The sequence below is a fragment of the Gaiella sp. genome (assembly GCF_057140465.1).
In genome coordinates this window covers 27315-49237 of record NZ_DBNHWK010000042.1, presented here as the reverse complement: position 1 = coordinate 49237, position 21923 = coordinate 27315, and the positions used below count along the sequence as shown (strand labels likewise).

The window sequence follows — 21923 nt, the reverse complement described above, 5'->3', positions numbered from 1 at the left end:
GACGCCCCGGGCCGATCGTGAGCTCGCCGACGTCTCAGTCGAGCTGTCGGCGCGCCACGCCGTCGCGCTCGGCGGCCGCGGCGACGGCGCTCGCGACGGCCGGGGCGACGTCCCGGTTGAAGACGCTCGCGATGATGTGATCCGGGTCGAGCTCCTCGGGCGGGATCACGGACGCGAGCGCATGGCTCGCCGCGACCTTCATCCCCTCGGTGATGTCGCTCGCCCGGACGTCGAGCGCGCCGCGGAAGACCCCGGGGAAGGCGAGCACGTTGTTGATCTGGTTCGGGTAGTCCGAGCGGCCGGTCGCCACGACGGCGGCCAGGCCCTCGATCTCCTCGGGCGCGACCTCCGGCGTCGGGTTCGCCATCGCGAAGACGATCGCATCGGACGCCATCGTCCGTACGCCGTCGACGCTGATCGCCCCGGGCGCGGAGAGGCCGATGAACACGTCCGCACCCGCGAGCACGTCGTCGGCCGAGCCCTGCTCCGCGTCAGGGTTCGTGCGCTCGGCGTAGGCGGCCTTGACCGGCGAGAGGCCGGGCCGCCCCCGGTGGACGGCGCCCTCGCGGTCGCACCCGACGATCGTGCGTACCCCGGCGTGGAGGAGCACGTCGGTGACGGCGACGCCGGCGGCGCCGACGCCCGAGATCACGATCTTCACGTCCTCGAGCGACTTGCCGACGATGTGCAGCGCGTTCACGAGCGCGGCGAGGGTGACGATCGCCGTACCGTGCTGGTCGTCGTGGAAGACGGGGATGTCGATCTCGTCCCGGAGGCGCCGCTCGATCTCGAAGCAGCGTGGCGCCGAGATGTCCTCGAGGTTGATGCCGCCGAACCCGGGCGCGATCGCCTTCACGATCGCGACGATCTCGTCGGCGTCCTTCGTGTCGAGGCAGATCGGCCAGGCGTCGATGCCGCCGAACTCCTTGAACAGGACGGCCTTCCCCTCCATCACGGGCATCGCCGCCTCGGGCCCGATGTCGCCGAGCCCGAGCACGGCGGTGCCGTCGGAGACGACGGCGACCGTGTTCTGCTTGATCGTGAGGTTCCAGGCGGCGTCACGGGAGTCCGCGATCGCCTCGCACACCCGCGCCACACCGGGCGTGTACGCCATCGAGAGGTCGTCGCGGGTCTTCAGCGGGCTCTTCGGGTGGACCTCGAGCTTGCCGCCGAGGTGCATGAGGAACGTGCGGTCGGACACCTGGAGGACCTCGACGCCCTCGACGGCACGCACGCCCTCGACGATCCGGTGCAGGTGCTCCTCGTTGCCGGCCGCGACCGTGACGTCGCGGACCTTGTGGCGCGCCTCCACGCGGACGAGGTCGATCGCGCCGAGGAGCCCGCCCTCGTCGCCGATCGCCTTGGCCAGCCCGGCGAACGACCCCGGCGCGTTCGAGAGCCGCACGCGGATCGTGGCGCTGAACGAGGCGGACGGGTGGCTCATCGGTGCGGCGCCTCGACTGCCATGAGAGCATTGTCGCCCGCCACGCGGTGTAACGCGCCGACAACCGTCCGCGACCGACGCTCTGCGAGGATGAGGGCGTGAACCTCTTCAACCAGCTCGTCGAGTTGGTGTCGGACGCGTGGTGGACGTACCCGCTCGTCTTCCTCGTGTCGATGATCGACGCGTTCTTCCCGCTCGTGCCGAGCGAGTCGGTCGTGATCACGGCCGGCGTCGTCGCCGGGGCGGGCGACCTCTCGTTGCCGTTCGTGATCCTGTTCGCGGCGACCGGGGCGATCGTCGGCGACAACATCTCCTACGGCCTCGGCACCTGGCTCGGCGAGCACACGGTGAAGCGCCTCTTCCGCTCCGACAAGGCCCGGCACGGCTTCGAGTGGGCGGAGCGCCAGCTGGAGGTGAGGGGCTTCTACCTGATCGTCGTCGCCCGCTTCATCCCCGGGGGGCGGACGGCGGTGACGTTCGCGTCCGGGTACACGCACGGCATGACGTGGCGGCGCTTCATCGTCGCCGACGTCGTCGCGGGCCTGATCTGGGCGAGCTACGCGGCCTCGCTCGGGTACTTCGGCGGCAAGCAGTTCGAGGAGGCGCCGTGGAAGGGGCTTCTCCTCGCGTTCGTCGTCGCCGCCGGCCTCGCCGCGGCCGTCGAGCTCGTCCGCTGGCTGCGGGCCCGGCGCACGCCCGCCGTCGAGGCGGCATCCGAGACCGAGTCGACCTAGGCCGACGAGACCGGCCCCGTCGGCGGTGGGCCGCGCAGCCCGAGCGCCCGTGTGGCGGCGTGGAGGTAGGCGGCGGCCGCGAGCAGGACGACCAGGGCGAGGAGGCCGTGGAGGCCGTTCACCCAGCCTCCGCTCTCCTCGGTGTCGCCGAGCAGGACGACCTGGAGCACGGACAGCGCGAGGAACGCCGCCGCGAGCCCGAGGCTCCTCCATCTGCCCCACCAGGTGCCGACCGCTCCGACCACGATCGCGAGCTCCCCGAGGTGGACGAGCAGCGAGACGGCGCCGTGCATGTCGAGAGCGCCGTCACCCGCTCCGCGGACGTATGCGGCGATCGAGAACGCCTGGAGGAGGACACCGATCGCGACGACCACGGCGCCGACGAGGAGCAGCCACGCCCACCCGCGTCTCATCCGCGCGACTCTACGACGGCCTGCCGGCGGAGCGCAAGCCGCGCGGGGGCGTGCGGCGGCGTCTGTTACAAGGCACGCGTGCGACTCGTGGCGATCGGCGGGAGCGGGTACCTGGGGCGCGAGCTGTGCCGGGAGGCGCACGCCCGCGGCTGGGAGGTCGTCCAGGCCGGCCATGCGAGCGGCGTCGGCGTCCCCCTCGAGGTCCGCGACGGCGAGGCCGTCACGCGGCTCCTCGCCGACGCCCGCCCCGACGTCGTCGTCAACCTCGCGTACGTGCAGGACGGCCCGGATGCGTGGGGGACGAACGTCGACGGGGCCCGGCACGTCGCCACGGCCGCCGCCGCGCGGGGCTGCCGGCTCCTGCAGATGTCGACCGACGTCGTGTTCGACGGGCGCAAGGGGGCGCCCTACGTCGAGGAGGACGAGCCGACGCCGTGCACGGACTACGGGCGCTCGAAGGCGGAGGCGGAGCGGGTCGTCGTGGACGTCGATCCGGGCGCCCTCGTCGTCCGGGCCTCCCTGATCGTCGGCGGCCCCGGCCACGAGGCCTCGAGGCACGAGCTCGTCGCGCTCGACCGCGAGGCGACGTTCTACGACGACGAGATCCGCTGCCCGGTCCAGGTCACCGACCTCGCCCGGGCGCTCCTCGAGGTCGCCGTGCTCGACGTCGCGGGGCCGCTCCACGTCGCGGGCGCCGACGCCGTGTCGCGCGCCGATCTCGCCGAGCTGGTGCGCCGTGGGCCCGTGCGGCGTGCGCCGGCGCCCTCCGCGCGGCCACTCGACTGCACCCTCGACTCGTCGCGGGCGCGCGCGCTCCTGCGCACCGAGCTCCGCGGCGTCCGGGCCGTCTTCGCCCGATGCCGGTAGCAAGGTTGTGCCAAGGTCGCCGCAAGGCCGTTGCGAGATGATCGCCGTGTGGCGACCCTCCTCGTGCACGTGACGTGCGGCCCGGAGCAGCCGACCCGGGCGGCGCTCGCGTTCCTCGTCGCGAAGGCGGCGATCGACGAGGGGCACGACGTCTCGGTGTTCGTCGCGGGCGACGGCGTGCAGCTGCTCCGTCCCGAGGTGCGGGCGTCGCTCCAGGGGCTCGGCACCGGCGCGCTCGGGGAGTCCTTCGACGCCGTCCGCGCCGGTGGGGGGCGGATCTACGCGTCGGGGATGTCGAGCGCGGCCCGCGGGGTCGACGAGGCGACGCTGTCCGACGCGGGCGCCGACGCCGCCATGCCTGCGCGGCTCGTCGAGCTGGCGCTCGCCGCAGACGCCGTCCTCGCGTACTGACCCTCCCGGGCGCTGGGCCGCGAGGCGACCGGGCTCCCGCCGGTACGGTCTCGGGGTGAACCGCCTCGCGCGCGAGACGAGCCCGTACCTCCTCCAGCACGCCGACAACCCCGTCGACTGGTACGCATGGGGGGACGAGGCCTTCGCGCGCGCCCGCGACGAGGACAAGCCGCTCCTCCTCTCCGTCGGGTACAGCGCCTGCCACTGGTGCCACGTGATGGAGCACGAGTCGTTCGCGGATCCCGCGACGGCCGCCGTCATGAACGAGCACTTCGTCAACGTCAAGGTCGACCGCGAGGAGCGCCCCGACGTCGACGCGCTGTACATGGACGCGACGGTGACGATGACCGGAAGCGGCGGCTGGCCGATGACCGTGTTCCTCACCCCGGCCGGCGAGCCGTTCTACGCCGGAACCTACTTCCCGCCCGAGCCGCGCCACGGCATGCCGAGCTTCCGCCAGCTCCTCCGGGCGGTCGCCGCCGCCTGGGACGAGCGCCGAGACGACGTCGCCGAGCAGGCGCGGCGGTTCGTCGCCGTCCTCGAGCAGGGCGAACGACTCCAGGCGTCGGGCGAGCCGCTCTCCGCGGGGATCCTCACGGAGGCGGAGGAGCTGCTCGCTCGGGCGTACGAGCCCGCGTACGGCGGCTTCGGGCAGGCACCGAAGTTCCCGCCGGCGTCGAGCCTCGAGCTCCTGCTGCGGCGCGGCGGCGAGCATGCGCTCGGGCTCGTGCGCGGCACGCTCGACGGGATGGCGGCCGGAGGGTTCTACGACGTCGTGGGCGGCGGGTTCCACCGCTACTCGGTCGACGACCGCTGGCTCGTCCCGCACTTCGAGAAGATGCTCTACGACAACGCACTGCTCGCCTCGACGTACCTCCACGCCTGGGTCGTGACCGGGGCGCCGCGCTACCGGGAGGTGGTGGAGGAGACGCTCGACTACGTCCTGCGCGAGCTCGCCGTCGACGGCGGCGGCCTCGCATCCGCGCAGGACGCGGACACGGACGGCGTCGAGGGGCTCACGCACACGTGGACACTCGAGGAGGCCGCGGCAGCGGGGCTCGAGGCGTCGCTGCTCGTGCCGTTCGAGCACGGGCGGTCGATCGTCCGCGGCGTGCTCGCGCCCGAGCTCCGAGCGCGCCTGCTCGAGATCCGCAGCGCCCGCCCGCAGCCGCTCCGCGACGACAAGGTGCTCGCGTCCTGGAACGGGCTCGCGCTCGCCGCGCTCGCGGAGGCGGGCTTCCGCCTCGAGCGCCGGGACTGGCTCGACGCCGCGAAGGGCGTCGCCGAGTTCCTCCTCGGGCCGTTGTCCGGCGAGGACGGGAAGCTCCACCGCTCGTGGCGCGACGGCCGCACGAGCGGCGAGGGCTTCCTCGACGACTACGCGAACGTCGCGCACGGGCTGCTCGAGCTCCACGTCGCGACCGGGGAGGGACGGTGGCTGCGCGAGGCGCGACGGCTCGCACTGCGGGCCGTCGACCTCTTCTCCGACGAGGTGAACGGCGGCTTCTTCCTCGCGCCGCGCGACGGCGAGCGCCTCGTCGCCCGGACGAAGGACCTCCAGGACACGCCCGTGCCCTCGGGCAACTCGATGCTCGCCCACGTGCTCCTGCGCCTCGCCCGGATCTGGGGCGACGACGACCTCGAGCGACACGCGGAGGGCGTGCTCCGGCTGGTCGCGTCGCCGATGCGACGCGCCCCGACGGGCTTCGGCTGGGCGCTCTGCGCGCTCGACCTGAAGCTCGCCCCGCCTCGTGAGATCGCGATCTGCGGCGACCTCGAGGCGCCGGTCGCACGCGCCGCGCTCGCCCCGTTCCAGCCCGCTGCCGTCGTCGCCGTCGGGCCTGCCGAGGACGTTCCGCTCCTCGCCGGCAAGGGGCTCGTCGGAGGCCTGACCGCGGTCTACGTCTGCGAGCGGTTCGCGTGCCGCGCGCCGGTCACCGATCCCGGGGAGCTCGGCTGATGGAGCTGCGGCTGATGGTCGAGGGACAGGAGGGGGTGACGTGGGAGCAATGGCTCGCGCTGGCGCAGGCGTGCGAGGAGCACGGCGTCGGCGCGTTGTTCCGGTCGGACCACTACTCCTCGATCGTGCGGCCCGAGGAGGGCTCGCTCGACGCCTGGACGACGCTGGCGGCGCTCGCGGCCGTCACCGACCGGGTCCGGCTCGGGACGATGGTGTCCCCCGCGACCTTCCGGCACCCGAGCGTCCTCGCGCGCATGGCCGTCACGGTCGACCACGTGTCCGGCGGGCGGCTCGAGGTGGGGATGGGAACCGGGTGGTTCGAGGGCGAGCACGTCCGCAACGGGTTCCCGTTCCCCGACGTGCCGACACGATTCGCGCTGTTCGCCGAGCAGGTCGAGATCGTCGTCCGCTCCTGGACGGAATCGGCGTGGAGCCACGACGGGCGCCACTACGCGCTCGAGGGCCAGACCGCCCTGCCGCGCCCGGTGCAGCAGCCGCATCCGCCGCTGATCCTGGGCGGAAGCGCCGGTCGGCGGTCGGCCGCCCTCGCCGCGCGCTACGCCGCCGAGTACAACACGCCGTTCGCGTCGCCGGAGCAGTGCCGCGGGCGGCGGGAGGCGCTCGACCGCGCCTGCGCGGCGATCGGCCGCGACCCCGGGACGCTTCCACTGTCACTGATGACGACCTGCGTCGTCGGCGCCGACCGCGCAGAGGCCGACGAGCGCGTGGCGCGCGTACGGGCTGTCCTCGGCGACGACGCGGCGGACTTCGAGCCGCCGACCGACATCTGGCTCGTCGGCACCGTCGACGAGGTGGCGGAGCGGCTCGGCGCCTACGCCGAGGCGGGCGTCGCGCGCGCGTACCTCCAGCACCTCGACCATGCGGATACGTCGGCGGTGGAGACGATCGGCCGCGGGCTCGCGGCCGCTCTCTAGGTAGGCTCCAGCCCATGTCGACGACCGAACAGACCGGTGCGGAGGAGGTCGCGTGGGACCTCTCCGACCTGTACGAGGGAGCAGAGGACCCCGCGCTCGAGCGTGACGTCGTGGAGGCCGAGACGGCCGGAGCCGCGTTTCGCGAGCGCTACCACGGCGCCGTCGCCGGGCTCTCCGCCGCGGACCTCGCGGAGGCGGTCACGGAGCTCGAGCGGATCGAGTCGGTCTTCACGCGAGCCGGCTACTACGCGCACCTCAACTTCGCGACGAACATGGCCGACCCCGAGCGCGGCGCGCTCGTCGCGAAGCTGAACGAGCGCGGGGCCGCCCTCGACACCAAGCTCCTGTTCTTCCCGCTCGAATGGGCGGCCGTCGACGACGGGCAGGCGGACGCGCTCCTCGCGTCGCCCGAGCTCGACCACTGGCGGCACCACCTGCGCTCGTTGCGCAAGTACCGCCCGTACCTCCTGAGCGAGCCCGAGGAGCAGGTCGTCACGGAGAAGACCGTCACCGGCGGCTCCTCCTGGCGTCGCCTGAACGAGGAGCTGCTCGGCGCCCTGCGGGTGACGCTGGACGGGGAGGACGTCTCGCTGGAGACGGCGATGGCGCGGCTCTACGCGAGCGACCGGGGCCGTCGCAGCGAGGCGGCCGCCGCGATCACGGGAGCGCTCCAGCCGGGGCTCCGCACACGGACGTTCGTCTTCAACACGCTCCTGCTCGACAAGTCCGTCGACGACCGGCTCCGCGGCTACCCGACCTGGATCACGTCGCGCAACCTCGCCAACGAGACGACGGACGAGGCGGTCGAGGCGCTGATCGACGCCGCCGTCTCCCGGTACGACGTCCCGCAGCGCTACTACCGGCTGAAGGCCCGCCTGCTCGGGCTCGACCGGCTGTCGCACTTCGACCGCTTCGCGCCCGTGGCCGAGGACACGACGAAGACCTCGTGGAGCGACGCGCGCGCGATCGTGACGGAGGCGTACGCAGGGTTCTCCGACGAGACCGGCGACGTCGTCGAGCGCTTCTTCGCCGAGAGCTGGATCGACGCTCCCGTCCGGGACGACAAGCGGACGGGCGCCTTCTGCGCGACGACGGTCCCCGGCGTCCACCCGTACATCCTCATGAACTACACGGGCGACCGACGCTCGATCCTCACGCTCGCCCACGAGCTCGGGCACGGCCTCCACGGCGTGCTCGCGGGGCCCCTCGGCCTCTTCAACGCGTCGACGCCGCTCACCACGGCCGAGACGGCCTCGGTCTTCGGCGAGGCGCTCACCTTCAAGATCCTGCTCGCGGGCGAGGACGACCCGCGCCGCCGGCTCGACCTGCTCACCGGTCGGATCGAGGACGCGATCGCGACCACGTTCCGGCAGATCGCGATGAACCGCTTCGAGCACGCCGTGCACACGGAGCGCCGCGAGCGGGGCGAGCTCTCCTCCGATCGGATCGCCGAGCTCTGGCTGCAATGCCAGGCCCAGCTCTTCGCCGACTCGGTCGACGTCGAGGGCTACGACGCCTGGTGGAGCTACGTCGGGCACTTCGTCAACGTCCCGGGATACGTGTACGCGTACGCGTACGGGTACCTGTTCGCACTCGCCATCTACCGGCGCTACGAGCAGGAGGGGGACGCGATGGTGGAGCCGTACCTGTCGCTCCTGCGAGCCGGCGGGTCGAAGTCGCCGGAGGAGCTGGCGCAGATGGTCGGCCTCGACCTGGCCGACCCGGCGATCTGGGCCTCCGGGATCGACGCGTTGGCAGCCGAGCTCGACGAGGCCGAGCGCCTCGCGACCGAGATCGGCCTCGGCTCCTGACCCGGGGGGCGCCGCGCTCGCAAACTCCTGCGGAGCGCTGGCGTCAGTGGGTGTAGGCGAGTATGGTCGCCCATGACGACTGTCTCCAGGAGGAGTCCAATGCGTAGATACGTGGTGTCCGCGTTCGCGCTCGTCGCGGCGCTCGCAGTCGCCGTCTCGGCAACGACCGCGGCAGCGAACGAGACCGGGGTCACAGCGCGGACGGTCAAGATCGGCGGAACGTTCCCGCTCACCGGTCCTGCGTCGCTCTACGCGCCGATCCCGGTGGCGATGAAGGCGTACTTCTCGTACATCAACGCGCGGAAGGGCCCCGACGGCAAGCGCGGCGTCGGCGGCCGTCAGATCGTCTTCAGCGCACTCGACGACGGGTACAACCCGGCGAACACGGTGCAGCTGACGCGCAAGCTCGTCGAGCAGGACAAGGTGTTCGCGGTCGTCGGCACGCTCGGCACGGAGGTCAACCTCTCGATCCGGCCGTACCTCAACGCGCGCAAGGTGCCGCAGATCTTGAACGCGACCGGCGCCACGATCTGGGGGACGGATGCCGCGAAGTACCCATGGACGATCGGCTGGCAGCCGCCGTACGAGCTCGAAGGCAAGATCTACGGCCAGGCGATCGCGCGGAACAGCCCCAACGCGAAGATCGGCGTTCTCTACCAGAACGACGACTACGGCAAGGACATTCTCGGCGGGCTCAAGCGTGGGCTCGGCGGAAAGACGTCCAACATCGTCGCCGAGGAGCCATTCGAGGTGACCGCGACCTCGGTCGCGACGCAGATCGCCAAGCTGCGTGCGAGCGGTGCGACGGTGTTCGTGATCTTCGCCACACCGCGGCCGACGATCCAGGCGTACGTGATCGCGAAGACACTGGGCTGGAACCCGCCCGTGATCTACACGAACTCGGTCTCGGCGACCGACACGTTCCTGACCACGGCACAGCGTGCGGGTGCGGGGGCGCTGGTCAACAACACCTACTCGACGCAGTACACGAAGGACCCGGCGAATCCGATCTGGGACGACGATGCCAGCATGAAGCTCTACCGCGACATCATGTCGCGCTTCTATCCCAACGGGTCGAACGCGTCAGTGCAGGCGAACGGGCTGAACCTCTATGGGGTGGCTCTCGCCCACGCCTTCACGCAGCTCCTGTACAAGGCGGGCGCGAACCCGACGCGCGCCGGGCTGATGAAGGCCGCGCGCAGCTGGAACGAGCCGAACCCGTTCCTGCTCCCTGGCAACAGGCAGCTCACCAAGGCGAAGGATCAGTTCCCGGTCGGTTGCTTCCAGATCGTGAAGTTCACCGACGGCACGTTCAAGGCCGTCTCGAAGCTCAAGTGCGGGTCGAAGACCACCGGCCTCTAGGCCGCGCACAGCACACGACGTGATCGTGAGGGCCGGCTCGAGCCGGCCCTCACGCTTCTCTTGTCCGCCACAACCTCCGAAGAAGCGGCGCTCATGCCGCCGCCGGTGCCACGACGGCCGCGCGAGCAGTCAGCGCCGGGGTCGGTACTGGCTCCAGTAGCGCTCCATCGTCGTCAGCCGCGTCGACGCGTGCACCGGGTCGAGCGGCGCGACGTTGACCGCCCGCACGATCCACTCGTCACCGATGTCGAGCACGTTCACGCACCCGGGCGCCTGCTCGAAGTGCCCGAGGAAGATCCGCTCACCGGTGAGGGCCCACGAGAGGATCGCGCGGTTCACGGCGCCGTGGGCGACGACGAGGACGGTGTCCCAGGCGTCGTCGGCGACGAGGCGGCCGAGCGCCGGGACCACGCGATCGAGGAGCGCCCCGATCGTCTCGCCCCCGAGGAACCGCTTCTCCAGCGGCACGACTCCGCGGAAGGCGTGCACGAAGGTCTCCTCCAGCTCGTCCGGAGGGATCGACGACAGGCGGGCGCCCTTGATCTCCTGCAGCTCGGGCCACACCTCGATCTCCGACCGCGGCGCGACGAGCTGCGCGGTCTCCATCGTCCGCGGCAGGCCGCTCGCGATCACGCGGTCGACCGCGACTCCGGCGAGCAGCTCGCCGGCCGCCTCCGCCTGCCGGACGCCGTCGGCCGTGAGCGACACCGCATCCGGGGGCACGGGGCGGCCGTCGGCGTCGAAGTACGCCACCTCGCCGTGGCGCATCAGGTAGAGGCGGCGCCGCATCTCAGGGGTAGCGCTCGAGCGCCCTCGGGCTCGCCACGGCCAGCCGCGCCTCGACCTCGGCACGGAGCTCGGCGAGGTCGGCGGCGCCCGTGCCGTGCGCCCGGATCGCGCGTGCGAGCGTCGGGTCGCGCTCCTCCCGCTCCGGCGACTCCCGCTCGACGATCGTGAGCGCGTTCATCGCGACGAGCGTCCGGAAGCGGGCACGATGGTCGTCGAGCCGCGGCAGGATCTCGCCCTCGAGGAACTCGCGGACGGCGGTCGCGAGCTCGCCGGCGGACGGGCGATCGTGCACGACACCGGCGGGTGGTGCGGCCCTGTGCGGCTCGCGGCCGTCGATCCGGGCGATCAGGTCGAGCAGCTCGAGCTCCTGCTCCGCCGCCAGCCGGCCGAGGATCGCGAACTCGACGCTACGGTCCTCGCCCGACAGGTGGCGGCGACCCTGGTTGAGGCACCCGACGGCCCACTTGCAGTTGCCGAGCACCTCCCATGCGTCGAGCTCGGCCGGCGAGACCTCGACGCCGGTCAGCTCGGCGTAGCGCGCGAGGTACGGCTCGACGTCGCCGATGCCGCCGAGGCGCCGGTCGTCGGCGCCGAAGCGCCACGCGCGGACGACCGGCCACGAGAGGTCGTCGAGGGGGTCGCCGACGTGCGCGAACTCCCAGTCGAGCACCGCGACGAGCCGGCCGTCGTCGATCGCGATGTTCCCGATCCGGAAGTCCCCGTGCGCGACCACCGGCGCCCGGCCGGGCGCGGCGCGCTCCCGGAACCACGCCAGGCCGTACTCGATCGCGGGGTGGGGCTCGCCGACCACGTCGAGCTCTCCCTGCAGGCTCGCCACGGGATCGGGCTCGGGGAGGAACGGCACGCGCTCGCGGGCGATCGAATGGATGAGGGCGAGCTCCTCCGCCAGTCGCAGGTCGAGCCCCGCGGGCGGGTCGCGAACGATCCGGCGACCGATCGTCTCCCCGCCGACGAACTCGACGACGAACGCCTCGCGCCCGTCGAGGTCGCCCAGGTATGCGATCGGCCGAGGGACGGTGACGCCGGCCTCGCGCGCGGCGACGAGGAGGTCGAACTCCTCGCGGAGCGACAGCGTGTGCCCGTGGATCACGCCGCCCATCGCGCGTCGCACGAAGAGCCGCCGTCCGTCGGCGGTCTCGACCTCCCAGGCCTCCTTGGACGCACCCCCCGGGAGCAGGCGTGCGCGATCGACTCGCGAGCCGAGGACGTCCTCGAGCGCCTCGTTCACAGCACGAGCTCGGCGGCCAGCCGGAGCGCCTCCGGCTGCCTCGCCTGCAGGATCAGCGTCGTCACGCCGCATGCGCGCCAGGCCTCGAGCCGGTCCGCGATGCGGGAGCCGTCGCCGACGAGCGCGATCTCGTCGACGAGCTTGTCGGGCACGGTCGCGATCGCGTCGCCTCGCTGCCCGCCGAGGTACAGCTCCTGCACGCGTGCCGCCTCGGCCTCGTAGCCGTACCGGCAGGCGAGCCGGTTGTAGAAGTTCTGCCCGCGGGCACCCATGCCCCCGATGTAGAGCGCGAGCAGCGGCTTCAGGAACTCGCGGGCGGCCGCGACGTCCTCGGCGACGACGATCGGGACGAGCGGCGCGAGGTCCCAGTCGTCGGGCCTGCCGCCACGCCGGGCGAAGCCCTCCTCGAGGCTCGGGGCGTGCACCTCGCCGAACCGCTCCGGCGAGAAGAAGATCGGCAGCCATCCGTCGGCGATCTCGGCCGCGAGGGCGACGTTCTTCGGGCCGATCGCGGCGAGGGAGATCGGCACCGCCGGGCGCAGGGGGTGGAGGATGATCTTGAGCGGCTTGCCGAGCCCGGTCGTCCCCGGGCCGCCGTAGGGGATGTCGTAGTGCTCGCCGTGGTGCTCGAGCGGGACCTCGCGCCGCAGGATCGTGCGCACGATCTCCACGTACTCCCGCGTCCGCACGAGCGGCTTGCCCCACGGCTGCCCGTGCCAGCCCTCGGCCACCTGCGGGCCGGACGTGCCGAGCCCGAGGAGGGCGCGCCCGCCCGAGAGCAGGTCGAGCGTGGCCACCGTCGCGGCCGTCGTCGCGGGGGAGCGGGCGGGCATCTGCATGATCGCGGCGCCGACGCGGACGCGCTCGGTGCGGGCGGCGACCCACGCCATCGGCGTCACCGCGTCTGCGCCGTACGCCTCCGACGTCCACACCGAGTGGAAGCCGAGCCGGTCCGCCTCCTCGGCGAGCGCGACCGCGGACACCGGGTCGTCGTATCCGAGTTGCAGTCCCAGGCGCATGTGCACGATCCTACTCGTGGTGACGTCCTCGCTCTTCCCACCCGAGTACCTCGAAGCCCGCGCCTCGTACCGGGCCTTCATGGAGGAGCACGTCTACCCGCAGGAGCACGCGCTCGATCGGGAGGACGACGACGCTGCCGTCCTGCTCGCGGACCTCCAGCGGCGCGCCCGCGGCTCCGGGCTGTGGGCGCCCCATGTGCCGCCGGAGGCGGGCGGCACCGGCGAGGGCTTCCTCTACTACGCCTGCCTCAACGAGGAGATCGGCCGCTGTCACTGGGCCCAGCTCGTGTTCGGCTGTCAGGCCCCGGACGCGGGCAACGCCGAGATCCTCCACCAGTTCGGGACCGGCGACCAGCACCGGCGGTTCCTCGCGCCGCTCGTGGCCGGCGAGGTGCGGTCCTTCTTCTCGATGACCGAGCCCGAGGTCGCGGGATCGGACCCGACGACGTTGCGCGCCCGCGCCGTCCGCGACGGGGACGAGTGGGTGATCGACGGCCGCAAGTGGTACTCGACGGGAGCCGAGGGCGCCGGCTTCGGGATCGTGTTCGCGATCACGGACGCCGACGCCGAGCCGCACCGCCGGGGGACGATGATCCTCGTCCCGGCCGACACCCCCGGCGTGGCGATCACGCCGACGGTCGTCATGGGGCACACCGGGCGCGGCTGGAACACGCACTGCGAGGTCTCCTACAGCGGTGTCCGCGTCCCGGTCGAGAACACCCTCGGCGGCGTGGGGGAGGCGTTCCTGATCGCCCAGAAGCGACTCGGGCCGGGTCGCATCCACCACGTGATGCGGTGGCTCGGGCAGATGCAACGCGCGTTCGAGCTGATGTGCCGCTACGCGCTCGAGCGCGAGGCCTTCGGCGGCCCGCTCGCCGACAAGCAGACGGTGCAGAACTGGATCGCCGACTCCGCCGCCGAGATCCAGGCCTGCCGGCTGCTGACGATGGACGCGGCGGCGAAGATCGACACCGGCGTCGACGCCCGGGTCGAGATCTCGCTGCTGAAGTTCAGCGCCGCCCGCGCGCTCGTCGACGTGATCGACCGCGCGATCCAGGTGCACGGCGGCCTCGGCCTCACCGACGGCACGCCGCTCGCCGGCATGGCGATGCGCGCCCGCGCGGGACGGATCTACGACGGCCCGGACGAGGTGCACCGGATGGTCGTCGCGCGCCGGATCCTGAAGGCGTTCCGGGACGGCGACGGCTACACGTTCGCCTGACCGTCGGCCGTCGCGCGGTCGGCGCCGCTCAGGGTGCGAGCGACGGCGGCGGGGCGAGGCGCTCGCCGTCGGCGGCACGCGGGCCCGGCACGTTTCCGAAGCGGAACGCGATCGGCTCCCGCCCTGGTTGCACGACGAGCGCCCGACCGGTGCCCTCGGTGGTGAGGAGGACGTGAACGGCGTCGGCGACCTCGGCCGCCGTCAGCAGCGGGAAGCCCGCGTCGGCGAGGCGCGCCCGGACGGGAGCGGTGACCATCGGCGTGTCGACGATCCCCGGGCAGACCGCGTCGATCGTGATCCCGCGCCTCGCCAGGGCCGGTGCGGCGCTACGGACGAAGCCGACGACGGCGTGCTTCGTGGCCGCGTACACGGGGTCGTCCGGCATCGCCGTGAGCGCGGCGAGCGAGGCGGTGCAGACGATGCGCCCGCCGGGGTGCATGACGGCCGCGAGCCTGCGCACGCCGAGCACGACGCCGTCCACGTTCACGGCGACGGCGCGCCGGTACCCCTCGAGCTCGAGGTCGGCGGGATCCTGCGGCCCGCCGAGGACGCCCGCGTTGAGGCACGCGACGCCGACGGCGCCGACGCGATCCCAGTGCTCCGGGTCGGAGACGTCGAAGCCCGTCTCGAGGTCGAGCACGTCGACCTCGTGCCCCTCGTCGCGCAGGCGCGCGGCGAGGGCGGCGCCGATTCCCGACGAGCCCCCCGTGACGATCGCGGTGGCCACGGGGCTAGCCTCACCGATCGAGCCCCGGTCGCGCAACGTCAGGCGTCGGCGGGCGGCAGCACGTACACGTGGGCCGCGAGCGGCGCGAAGGAGTCGGTGAGCACGCCCCCGGCCGCGGTCACCGTCCTGCCCTCCCCGAGCACGGAGAGCGACCGGGCGCCGGCACCCGCGACCGAGAGCCGGGCCGTCGTGCTCTCGCGGGCGGCGTTGACGGCGGCGACGACGGTCGTGCGGCCGTCGGTCCACGCACCGACGCGCACGGTCGCGGGGCCGCCCACGAGCTTCGCGTCGACGCGGCGCCCGAGGAGGGACGGCGCGAGCACCGCCGTCTCCTCGGCGACGCGGCGGATCGCGCCCTCGACCTGCGCCGTCCACGCGGCGGGGAACCAGCCGAGGCCGACCGCGCCCCCGATCACGGCGAGCCACGACTCGGCGCGCACCGTCTCGGGCGTCACCTCCTGCCCCGGCGTCTCCCGGCACTTCATCTCGGTCGCCTCGATCCACTGGAACGTCGGCTTGCCCGCGGCGAGCTGCACGAGCTCGCGCTGTGCGAGCTCGACGTCGACGAGCCGACCGCGCTGGCACCACTCCTGCAGCGGGTAGAGGTCGAAGCCGATCACGTCGGCGCGCGCGACGAGCCCCGGGTACATGCCGCGGCCCGCCGGGAGCGGGTCGGCTCCGGAGTAGAAGTGGTTCGTGAGCGTGAGGAACGTCGGGCTGCGCGGGGCCGGGGGCAGCATGTCGCCGGTGATCCCGCGTCCGTCGGGCTCGTCCGGGTAGAACCAGCCGATCAGGCCGAGCCCGTCCGTCGGCTCGTCGCTCTCGGCGCCCGCCGACAGCGCGCGGCCGTCGAGGACGCTCAGCTGCTCGACGAGCCCGCCGCACGGGTTGAGCGCGAGCAGCGTGATGTCCGCGGCGAGCGCCGTGTCGACGTGATGCGAGCAGAGCCCGTAGGTCATGAGCGGGAACCAGGGCTGTCCCGCGAGCTGCAGGACGCCGCCGCCGGTGGAGGCGGTGATCGGGCCGGTCACGGTCGGCGTCGTCACGTCGACGGACGTCTCCGATCGAGCGCCGTCCGCGGCCTGCGAGCGGATCCAGACGCGGAACGTCCGGCGCGGGGAGAGCGAGCCGATGGTCACGCCGTGGGTCGAGCCGAGCGCCGTCGGCGGGAGCCACCGCGTCGGCCCGAGCCCGGGCGAGCCCACCGCGACGTGGCCCGTCGTGGGCACGGTCGTGCGCCACGAGACGATCGCCGAGACGGTCGTCGCCTCGACGCGGACGTCGAGGGGCGCCGGGCCCGCGGGCTCCGTCGGCGGAGGCGCGGGCGGCGCCGTGGTCTCGGGGGCGGTCGTCTCGGGGGCGGTCGTCTCCGGCGCCGTCGTCGTCGGCTCCGGAGGCGTCGGCTCCTCCTCGCGCACGAGCCAGATCGCGAGGAGGACACCGCCCACGAGCACCACCACCGTCCCCACGGCGGCCAGGAGCGCGCGTCGGCGGTCGCGACGGCGTGGGCGCGGGCCCTCGTTCACGCGCCCGTCAGACCCCTCGTCATCGTCGTCACGTCACGAGCACGACCTTCCCCGTCGAAGACCGCTCCTCGACGAACGCGTGCGCTTCGGCGGCTCGGTCGAGCGGGTACGTCGCCCCGACCACCGGACGGACGATCCCCTGAGCCCACAGTCGCAGGAGGTCGCGCGTCGCGTCCCGCACCAGGTCCGGCTCTCGCTGCATGAGCCGGCCGAGGTAGAAGCCGTGCAGGCCGATGTTGCGCCCGACGAGCAGCTGCGGCTGCACGGCCTCCCAGGGCCCGCCCGCGTACCCGATCGCGACCACCGCCCCGAGCGGCCGGAGCAGGCGCAGGCACCGGCCGAGGAGCGGCCCCCCGACCGGGTCGAGCACGACGTCGACCTGGCCGAGCTCCTCGACGTCGTCGTACGTGACCGCAGCCGACGCGCCCAGCGAGAGCGGCAGCGCCCGCTTCTCCTCGCTCCCGACGGCCGCGACGACCTCGGCCCCGAGCGCGCACCCGACCTGCACGGCGGCGGAGCCGACGGCGCCCGCGGCGGCCGTCACGAGGAGGCGCATCCCGTGTCGTACGGGCGCCTGGCGCGTCAGCGGCAGCCATGCCGTGAGGAACGCCATCAGGAACGCGGCTCCGTCCTCGAAGCTCGCGTCCGCGGGGAGGTCGAACAGCCATCCCTCCTCCACGGCGACCGCCTCCGCGTAGCCGCCGCCGGTCGTCCGGACGAGGCCCAGCACGCGGCGGCCGCCCTCGGTCTCGCCGGCGACCTCGAGCCCGGGCACCCACGGCAGCTCCGGGGGCTGCGGGTAGTCGCCGCGGCGGACGAGGAGCTCGAGGAAGTTCACCCCGACGGCGCGCACCCGGACGAGCTCCTCGCCTGCGCCCGGGATCGGGTCCGGAAGCTCGCGGACGGCGAGGACGTCGGGCCCGCCGAGACGCTCGAGGACGACCGCTCTCACACGATCACCGCCCGGTGAAGGTCGGCTCCCGCTTCTCGATGAACGCGGTCACGCCCTCGAGCCCGTCCTCGGAGGCGAGGCAGCGGCGGAACCCCTCCGCCTCGCGGCGCAGGCCTTCCTCGAGCGGCAGGTCGCGCGTCGTGCGCGCGAGCTCGCGCACGACCGCGACGGCGTGGGGCGACCGGTCGGCGATCGCGCGGGCGACCTCCAGGGCGGCAGTGAGCACGTCCCCGGCGGGCACGACCTTCTCGACGAGACCCCACCGCTCGGCGGTCGCGGCGTCGACGAAGTCGCCGGTGAGGTTGAGGAGCAGCGCGCGCCCCAGCCCGACGAGCCGCGGGAGCCGTTGCGTGCCGCCTCCGCCCGGGATCAGCCCGAGCTTGATCTCCGGCTGGCCGAGCTGGGCGTCGTCGGCGCAGATGCGGATGTCGCAGCACATCGCGAGCTCGAGGCCGCCGCCGAGGCAGTAGCCCTTGATCGCCGCCACGAACGGCGTCCCGGCCGCGTCCATGCGCGCCCCGAGACGCTGGATCCCACGCGCCGACCCGCCCTCCTGGGCGGCGGACTCGCGCAGCGCCGGGAACTCCTTGATGTCCGCGCCCGCGACGAACGCCCGCTCGCCGCCGCCGCGCAGCACGACCGCGCGGGTCGCGTCGTCCGCGTCGAGGCGATCGATCTCGGCCTCGAGCTCCTCGAGCAGCGCGGCGGAGAGCGCGTTCATCGGGGGGTTGTCGATGGTGACGACGGCGACGTGGCCGTCGTGCTCGGTGGAGACGAACGTTCCCATGGCCCTCACGCTCCCGTCTCGGCGCCGGCGAACTGCTCGCGCAGCGCCGTCTTGCGGAACTTGCCGACCGCCGTCTTCGGGATCTCCTCCACGAACTCGAACCGCTCCGGCAGCCACCACTTCGCGAAGTGCGGCTCGAGGTGGGCCCGGAGCTCGTCGGGCGTCACCGCCTGTCCCTCTGCGCACACGACGACCGCGAGCGGCCGCTCGGACCACTTCTCGTCCGGGATCGCGATCACGGCCGCCTCGGAGACCGCGGGGTGCCCCATGAGCGCGTTCTCGAGCGCCACCGAGGAGATCCACTCGCCCCCCGACTTCACGAGGTCCTTGTCGCGATCCTGCACCTCGACGTACCCGTCGGGCCGGATCGTCACGATGTCGCCCGTCTTGAACCAGCCGTCGTCGGTCCAGCGGTCGCCGGAGTCCGGCGACTCGTAGTAGGCGGATGCGATCGACGGCCCGCGAACCTCGAGCTCGCCCATCGTCTCGCCGTCCCACGGGACGAGGCCGTCCTCGCCGCGGGCCCGGATCTCGACGAACGGGATCGGCGGCCCCTGCATCGCGCGCTGCGCGTAGATCCCGTCCGCGTCGAGCCCGTCCTCCTGCTCCGGAAGGCCCGACAGGGTGCCGACCGGGCTCATCTCCGTCATGCCCCATCCGTGCGCGACGCGCAGCCCGTGCCGCTCGCCGAAGGCCTCGATCATCGCGCGCGGTGGCGCAGCGCCGCCGACCGTCATCATGCGCATCGGCGACAGGTCCCAGCCGCCCGGGTTGGCGTCGAGCGCCTGCAGGATGCCGAGCCAGATCGTGGGCACGCCGGCGGAGACGGTGACGCGCTCCTGCTCGAAGTCCTCGAGCAGGCTCACCGGGTCGAGGTGCGGCCCCGGGAACACCTGCTTCGCGCCGACGACGGCACACGAGAAGGGGAAGCACCAGGCGTTCGCGTGGAACATCGGGACGACCGGGAGCACGATGTCGGCGGTCGTGAGCCCGATCCCCGGGCCGACGGTGAGCGCGTGGATCGCGATCGCGCGATGGGAGTAGACGACCCCCTTGGGCCTTCCGGTGGTGCCGCTCGTGTAGCACATGGCGGCGGCGGAGCGCTCGTCGAGGTCGCGGTACGCGAACGCGGACTCGTCGGCCGCGTCGATCAGTGCCTCGAACTCGAGCGCGCCGTCGGGCGTGGGCCCGTCGCCGACCGCGATCACGTGCTCGAAGCCGCACCGGCCGACGAACTGCTCTGCGAGCGGCCACAGCGTCTTGTCGACGACCAGCACCCGGTCGCCGGCGTGGGTCGCGATGTACGCGTTGTCGTCGGGGTGCAGGCGGAGGTTGAGGGTGTGCGTGACGAACCCGCCCGCCGGTGCCCCGACGTACGTCTCGAAGTGCTCGTGGTGGTTCCACATGAACGTCGCCACCCGGTCGCCGTCCTCGAGCCCGAGGCCTCGTAGCGCCACGGCCAGCCGCTTCGTCCGCGAGACGACCTCCGCGTACGTCGCCCGGTGGAAGCTCTTGTCCGGCAGGCGCGACACGATCTCGCGGTCGCCGTAGAGCTCGTCCGCACGGCGCAGGATCGCCGGAACGTTCAGCTGGTAGTCCATCATCAGCCCCTGCATCACCAACCTCCCTCGTCGAGTAGACGTGTCGCGATCTCGGCCCGGAGCGCCTCCGTGGAAGCCTCCCACGAACGGATCCACAGCGCGCGCTTGTAGAGGCGCTGTAGCGGGTGCTCCCAGGTGAAGCCGATGCCCCCGTGCGCCTGGATCGAGCGCTCGCACGCGGTGACCGCAGCCTCCGCGGCGAGCGCCTTCGCGGCGGCGGCGTCGACCATGGCACGCTCGTGCCCCACCGCCACGGCCCACGCCGCACCGAGCGCGAGCGACCGGGCCAGCTCGAGCTCCATGTAGGTGGACGCGAGCGGGTGGGCGACGGCCTGGTAGGAGCCGATCGGCCGGCCGAACTGCGACCGCTCGCCGACGTAGGCGGCCGCGAGCTCGAGCGCCCGTGAACCGACGCCGCAGGCCTCGAGCGCGAGCGCCGCCAGCGACCGGCTCCGCACCTCGGGCAGCACCGCGGACGAGCACAGCCGCCGCCCGGCCTCGCCGCCGATCACGACGCCGAGCGGACGGGTCTCGTCGTGCGTGTCGAGCACCTCGCGCTCGAACCCCTCGAGCTCGTAGACGCCGTCGCCCCCCGCCACGGCGACGTTCGTCACCGTGTCGAGGTCGGGGACGAGCGGGCCGAGCGCGAGCGCCCAGCTCGCCTCGCCTGCGGCCACGCGCGCCTGATCCTCCGCGGGCAGCGCCGGGAGGGCGAGGGCGACCGTCGAGTAGAACGGGCCGGGAGTCAGCGCGCGGCCGAGCTCCTCGTGGAGCATCGCCTGCTCGAGGAACCCGAGCCCGGCGCCGCCGAGCTCCTCCGGGACCGAGACGCCCGTCCACCCGAGCTCCGCGAGCTGCTGCCACGTCGGCTCCGGCGTCGTTCCGAGGAACGACCGCGCCTGCGCGCGCAGCTCCTCCTGCAGCGGTGTGAGCGCCGCGTCCATCAGCGGGACCTCGGCAGGCCGAGCACGCGCTCGGCGACGATGCTGCGCAGGATCTCGGACGTCCCGGCCTCGATCGTGTTGCCGCGGCTCCGCAGCTGCTGCTGCTGCCACCAGCCGCCGTACGGCGCATTCGCGGCCCGGAGCGCTGCGTCCGCGCCGAGCAGGTCGAGCGCGAGCGACGTCACCCGCTGGTTCGCCTCCGACCACTGGAGCTTGAGGATCGACCCCTCGGGGCCGGGCACGCCCGTGCGGGCGATCGTCGACAGCGACCGGTAGGCGGTGAGGCGCAGCGCCTCGAGCTCGATCCACTCTCGGGCGATCGCGTCGCGCTGCACCGGCGAGGCGCCTCGGTCGCGGGCGAGGGCGACGAGCTTGCGGAGCGCGAGGTCGAGCTGCGCCACGAGCGCGATGCCGAGCGTTCCGCGCTCGTGGAGGAGGGTCGTCATCGCGACCTGCCACCCGCCGCCGATCTCACCGAGGACGTTGGCCACGGGGACCTCGACTTCCGTGAGGAAGATCTCGTTGAACTCGGCGTCTCCCGTGAGCTGACGGAGCGGGCGCACCTCGACGCCCGGTGCGTGCATGTCGACGATGAGGTACGTCAGCCCCTCGTGCCGCTCGGACGCGGGCTCCGACCGGGCGAGGAGGATGCAGTGGTCGGCGACGTGCGCGAACGAGGACCACACCTTCTGGCCGTCGACGACGAAGCGGTCGCCCTCGAGGCGCGCGCTCGCACGGACGCCCGCGAGGTCGGAGCCGGCGTCCGGCTCCGAGAACCCCTGGCACCAGATCTCCTCCGCGGACAGGATCGGCGCGAGGTAGCGGGCCTTCTGCTCCTCGCTGCCGAACGCGATGATCGTCGGCCCCGCCATCCCGAGCCCGATCACGCCGATGTGCGGCGGCGCCTCCGCCCGTGCCGACTCCTCGAGGAAGATCGCCTGGTGGGCGAGGGGGGCGCCGACGCCGCCGTACTCCGTGGGCCAGGTGAGGCCGGCGTAGCCGGCGTCGTGCAGCGACCTGCTCCAGGCACGGAGCGCCTCGAGGTCGCCGGTGTGCACCCCGAAGGCGTACCCGCGGAGCTCGTCCGGGACGGCGGTCGCGAGCCAGTCGCGGAGCTCGGCACGGAACGCGGCCTCGTCCGGCGTGTCTCGGAGATCCACGACGATTGAG

General features: G+C 73.2%; 20 protein-coding genes. 8 read left to right on the top strand and 12 right to left on the bottom strand.

The annotated features are described in order from the left end of the window. Positions 1-34 precede the first annotated feature (34 nt). Positions 35-1444 carry an NAD-dependent malic enzyme gene (locus AC162C_RS06335; RefSeq protein WP_484096821.1) on the bottom strand — a complete coding sequence of 470 codons (1410 nt, stop codon included), beginning with the start codon at positions 1442-1444 and terminating at the stop codon, positions 35-37. Positions 1445-1542: 98 nt separating this feature from the next. Here AC162C_RS06335 and AC162C_RS06330 point away from each other — a divergent pair, with 98 nt between their 5' ends. Next, positions 1543-2178, top strand: coding sequence for a DedA family protein (locus AC162C_RS06330; RefSeq protein WP_484096820.1), 636 nt, complete (start codon positions 1543-1545; stop codon positions 2176-2178). Here AC162C_RS06330 and AC162C_RS06325 read toward each other — a convergent pair. Further along, a complete protein-coding gene (locus AC162C_RS06325) occupies positions 2175-2591 on the bottom strand; it encodes a hypothetical protein (RefSeq protein ID WP_484096819.1) in 417 nt (138 codons plus the stop codon). The two genes, AC162C_RS06330 and AC162C_RS06325, sit on opposite strands and share 4 nt — an antisense overlap. Before the next feature lie 78 nt (positions 2592-2669). On the opposite strand from AC162C_RS06325, the gene AC162C_RS06320 reads away from it, so the two are divergent. From AC162C_RS06320 to AC162C_RS06295, 6 genes are all read left to right on the top strand, one after another. Next, positions 2670-3458, top strand: a complete 789-nt coding sequence (locus tag AC162C_RS06320) for an SDR family oxidoreductase (RefSeq protein WP_484096818.1) — start codon at positions 2670-2672, stop codon at positions 3456-3458. 48 nt (positions 3459-3506) lie between these two features. Next, positions 3507-3869, top strand: coding sequence for a DsrE family protein (locus AC162C_RS06315; protein WP_484096817.1), 363 nt, complete (start codon positions 3507-3509; stop codon positions 3867-3869). 55 nt (positions 3870-3924) lie between these two features. Further along, positions 3925-5829 carry a thioredoxin domain-containing protein gene (locus AC162C_RS06310; RefSeq protein ID WP_484096816.1) on the top strand — a complete coding sequence of 635 codons (1905 nt, stop codon included), beginning with the start codon at positions 3925-3927 and terminating at the stop codon, positions 5827-5829. After that, on the top strand, positions 5829-6764 hold the full coding sequence (locus AC162C_RS06305) for a TIGR03560 family F420-dependent LLM class oxidoreductase (protein WP_484096815.1): 936 nt from the start codon (positions 5829-5831) through the stop codon (positions 6762-6764). The genes AC162C_RS06310 and AC162C_RS06305 overlap by 1 nt, the downstream gene beginning before the upstream one ends. Positions 6765-6778: 14 nt before the next feature. Then, positions 6779-8575, top strand: coding sequence for a M3 family oligoendopeptidase (locus AC162C_RS06300; RefSeq protein WP_484096814.1), 1797 nt, complete (start codon positions 6779-6781; stop codon positions 8573-8575). 99 nt (positions 8576-8674) lie between these two features. Then, complete coding sequence (locus tag AC162C_RS06295) at positions 8675-9937, top strand: ABC transporter substrate-binding protein (RefSeq protein ID WP_484096813.1); 1263 nt, start codon at positions 8675-8677, stop codon at positions 9935-9937. A gap of 129 nt (positions 9938-10066) precedes the next feature. Here AC162C_RS06295 and AC162C_RS06290 read toward each other — a convergent pair whose 3' ends face one another. From AC162C_RS06290 to AC162C_RS06280, 3 genes are read right to left on the bottom strand one after another with little or no spacing between them, the layout of a single operon-like run. Continuing rightward, positions 10067-10726, bottom strand: coding sequence for a histidine phosphatase family protein (locus tag AC162C_RS06290; protein ID WP_484096812.1), 660 nt, complete (start codon positions 10724-10726; stop codon positions 10067-10069). Between the two features lies 1 nt (position 10727). Beyond that, positions 10728-11975 (bottom strand): phosphotransferase family protein, encoded by a 1248-nt coding sequence (locus tag AC162C_RS06285; RefSeq protein WP_484096811.1) that lies wholly within the window; start codon positions 11973-11975, stop codon positions 10728-10730. Beyond that, complete coding sequence (locus AC162C_RS06280) at positions 11972-12994, bottom strand: LLM class F420-dependent oxidoreductase (RefSeq protein WP_484096810.1); 1023 nt, start codon at positions 12992-12994, stop codon at positions 11972-11974. Before AC162C_RS06280 ends, AC162C_RS06285 begins: the two co-directional genes overlap by 4 nt. A gap of 19 nt (positions 12995-13013) precedes the next feature. Between AC162C_RS06280 and AC162C_RS06275 the strand changes: the two genes are divergently transcribed. Next, complete coding sequence (locus tag AC162C_RS06275) at positions 13014-14216, top strand: acyl-CoA dehydrogenase family protein (RefSeq protein ID WP_484096809.1); 1203 nt, start codon at positions 13014-13016, stop codon at positions 14214-14216. Between the two features lie 28 nt (positions 14217-14244). Here the strand turns inward: AC162C_RS06275 and AC162C_RS06270 are convergent, their stop codons facing one another. The 7 genes from AC162C_RS06270 to AC162C_RS06240 are packed head-to-tail and all read right to left on the bottom strand — an operon-like array spanning position 14245 to position 21913. Continuing rightward, positions 14245-14943, bottom strand: coding sequence for an SDR family NAD(P)-dependent oxidoreductase (locus AC162C_RS06270; RefSeq protein ID WP_484096808.1), 699 nt, complete (start codon positions 14941-14943; stop codon positions 14245-14247). Positions 14944-14981: 38 nt separating this feature from the next. After that, positions 14982-16469, bottom strand: a complete 1488-nt coding sequence (locus AC162C_RS06265) for a hypothetical protein (RefSeq protein WP_484096807.1) — start codon at positions 16467-16469, stop codon at positions 14982-14984. Between the two features lie 28 nt (positions 16470-16497). Then, complete coding sequence (locus tag AC162C_RS06260) at positions 16498-17421, bottom strand: zinc-binding dehydrogenase (protein ID WP_484096806.1); 924 nt, start codon at positions 17419-17421, stop codon at positions 16498-16500. Positions 17422-17425: 4 nt separating this feature from the next. Next, positions 17426-18208 (bottom strand): enoyl-CoA hydratase-related protein, encoded by a 783-nt coding sequence (locus AC162C_RS06255; RefSeq protein ID WP_484096805.1) that lies wholly within the window; start codon positions 18206-18208, stop codon positions 17426-17428. 5 nt (positions 18209-18213) lie between these two features. Next, a complete protein-coding gene (locus AC162C_RS06250) occupies positions 18214-19824 on the bottom strand; it encodes a long-chain fatty acid--CoA ligase (RefSeq protein WP_484096804.1) in 1611 nt (536 codons plus the stop codon). Continuing rightward, positions 19824-20753 (bottom strand): acyl-CoA dehydrogenase family protein, encoded by a 930-nt coding sequence (locus AC162C_RS06245; protein ID WP_484096803.1) that lies wholly within the window; start codon positions 20751-20753, stop codon positions 19824-19826. The genes AC162C_RS06250 and AC162C_RS06245 overlap by 1 nt, the downstream gene beginning before the upstream one ends. After that, positions 20753-21913: an acyl-CoA dehydrogenase family protein gene (locus AC162C_RS06240; protein ID WP_484096802.1), complete on the bottom strand. Its 1161-nt coding sequence runs from the start codon at positions 21911-21913 to the stop codon at positions 20753-20755. The genes AC162C_RS06245 and AC162C_RS06240 overlap by 1 nt, the downstream gene beginning before the upstream one ends. Between the last annotated feature and the right edge of the window lie 10 nt (positions 21914-21923).

Bases quoted from the DNA above. Each gene is read 5' to 3' on its own strand.
- AC162C_RS06335 (WP_484096821.1), bottom strand. From the start codon at position 1,444: ATGAGCCACCCGTCCGCCTCGTTCAGCGCCACGATCCGCGTGCGGCTC.
- AC162C_RS06325 (WP_484096819.1), bottom strand. From the start codon at position 2,591: ATGAGACGCGGGTGGGCGTGGCTGCTCCTCGTCGGCGCCGTGGTCGTC.
- AC162C_RS06305 (WP_484096815.1), top strand. From the start codon at position 5,829: ATGGAGCTGCGGCTGATGGTCGAGGGACAGGAGGGGGTGACGTGGGAG.
- AC162C_RS06300 (WP_484096814.1), top strand. From the start codon at position 6,779: ATGTCGACGACCGAACAGACCGGTGCGGAGGAGGTCGCGTGGGACCTC.
- AC162C_RS06295 (WP_484096813.1), top strand. From the start codon at position 8,675: ATGCGTAGATACGTGGTGTCCGCGTTCGCGCTCGTCGCGGCGCTCGCA.
- AC162C_RS06290 (WP_484096812.1), bottom strand. From the start codon at position 10,726: ATGCGGCGCCGCCTCTACCTGATGCGCCACGGCGAGGTGGCGTACTTC.
- AC162C_RS06280 (WP_484096810.1), bottom strand. From the start codon at position 12,994: ATGCGCCTGGGACTGCAACTCGGATACGACGACCCGGTGTCCGCGGTC.
- AC162C_RS06255 (WP_484096805.1), bottom strand. From the start codon at position 18,208: ATGGGAACGTTCGTCTCCACCGAGCACGACGGCCACGTCGCCGTCGTC.
- AC162C_RS06250 (WP_484096804.1), bottom strand. From the start codon at position 19,824: ATGCAGGGGCTGATGATGGACTACCAGCTGAACGTTCCGGCGATCCTG.
- AC162C_RS06245 (WP_484096803.1), bottom strand. From the start codon at position 20,753: ATGGACGCGGCGCTCACACCGCTGCAGGAGGAGCTGCGCGCGCAGGCG.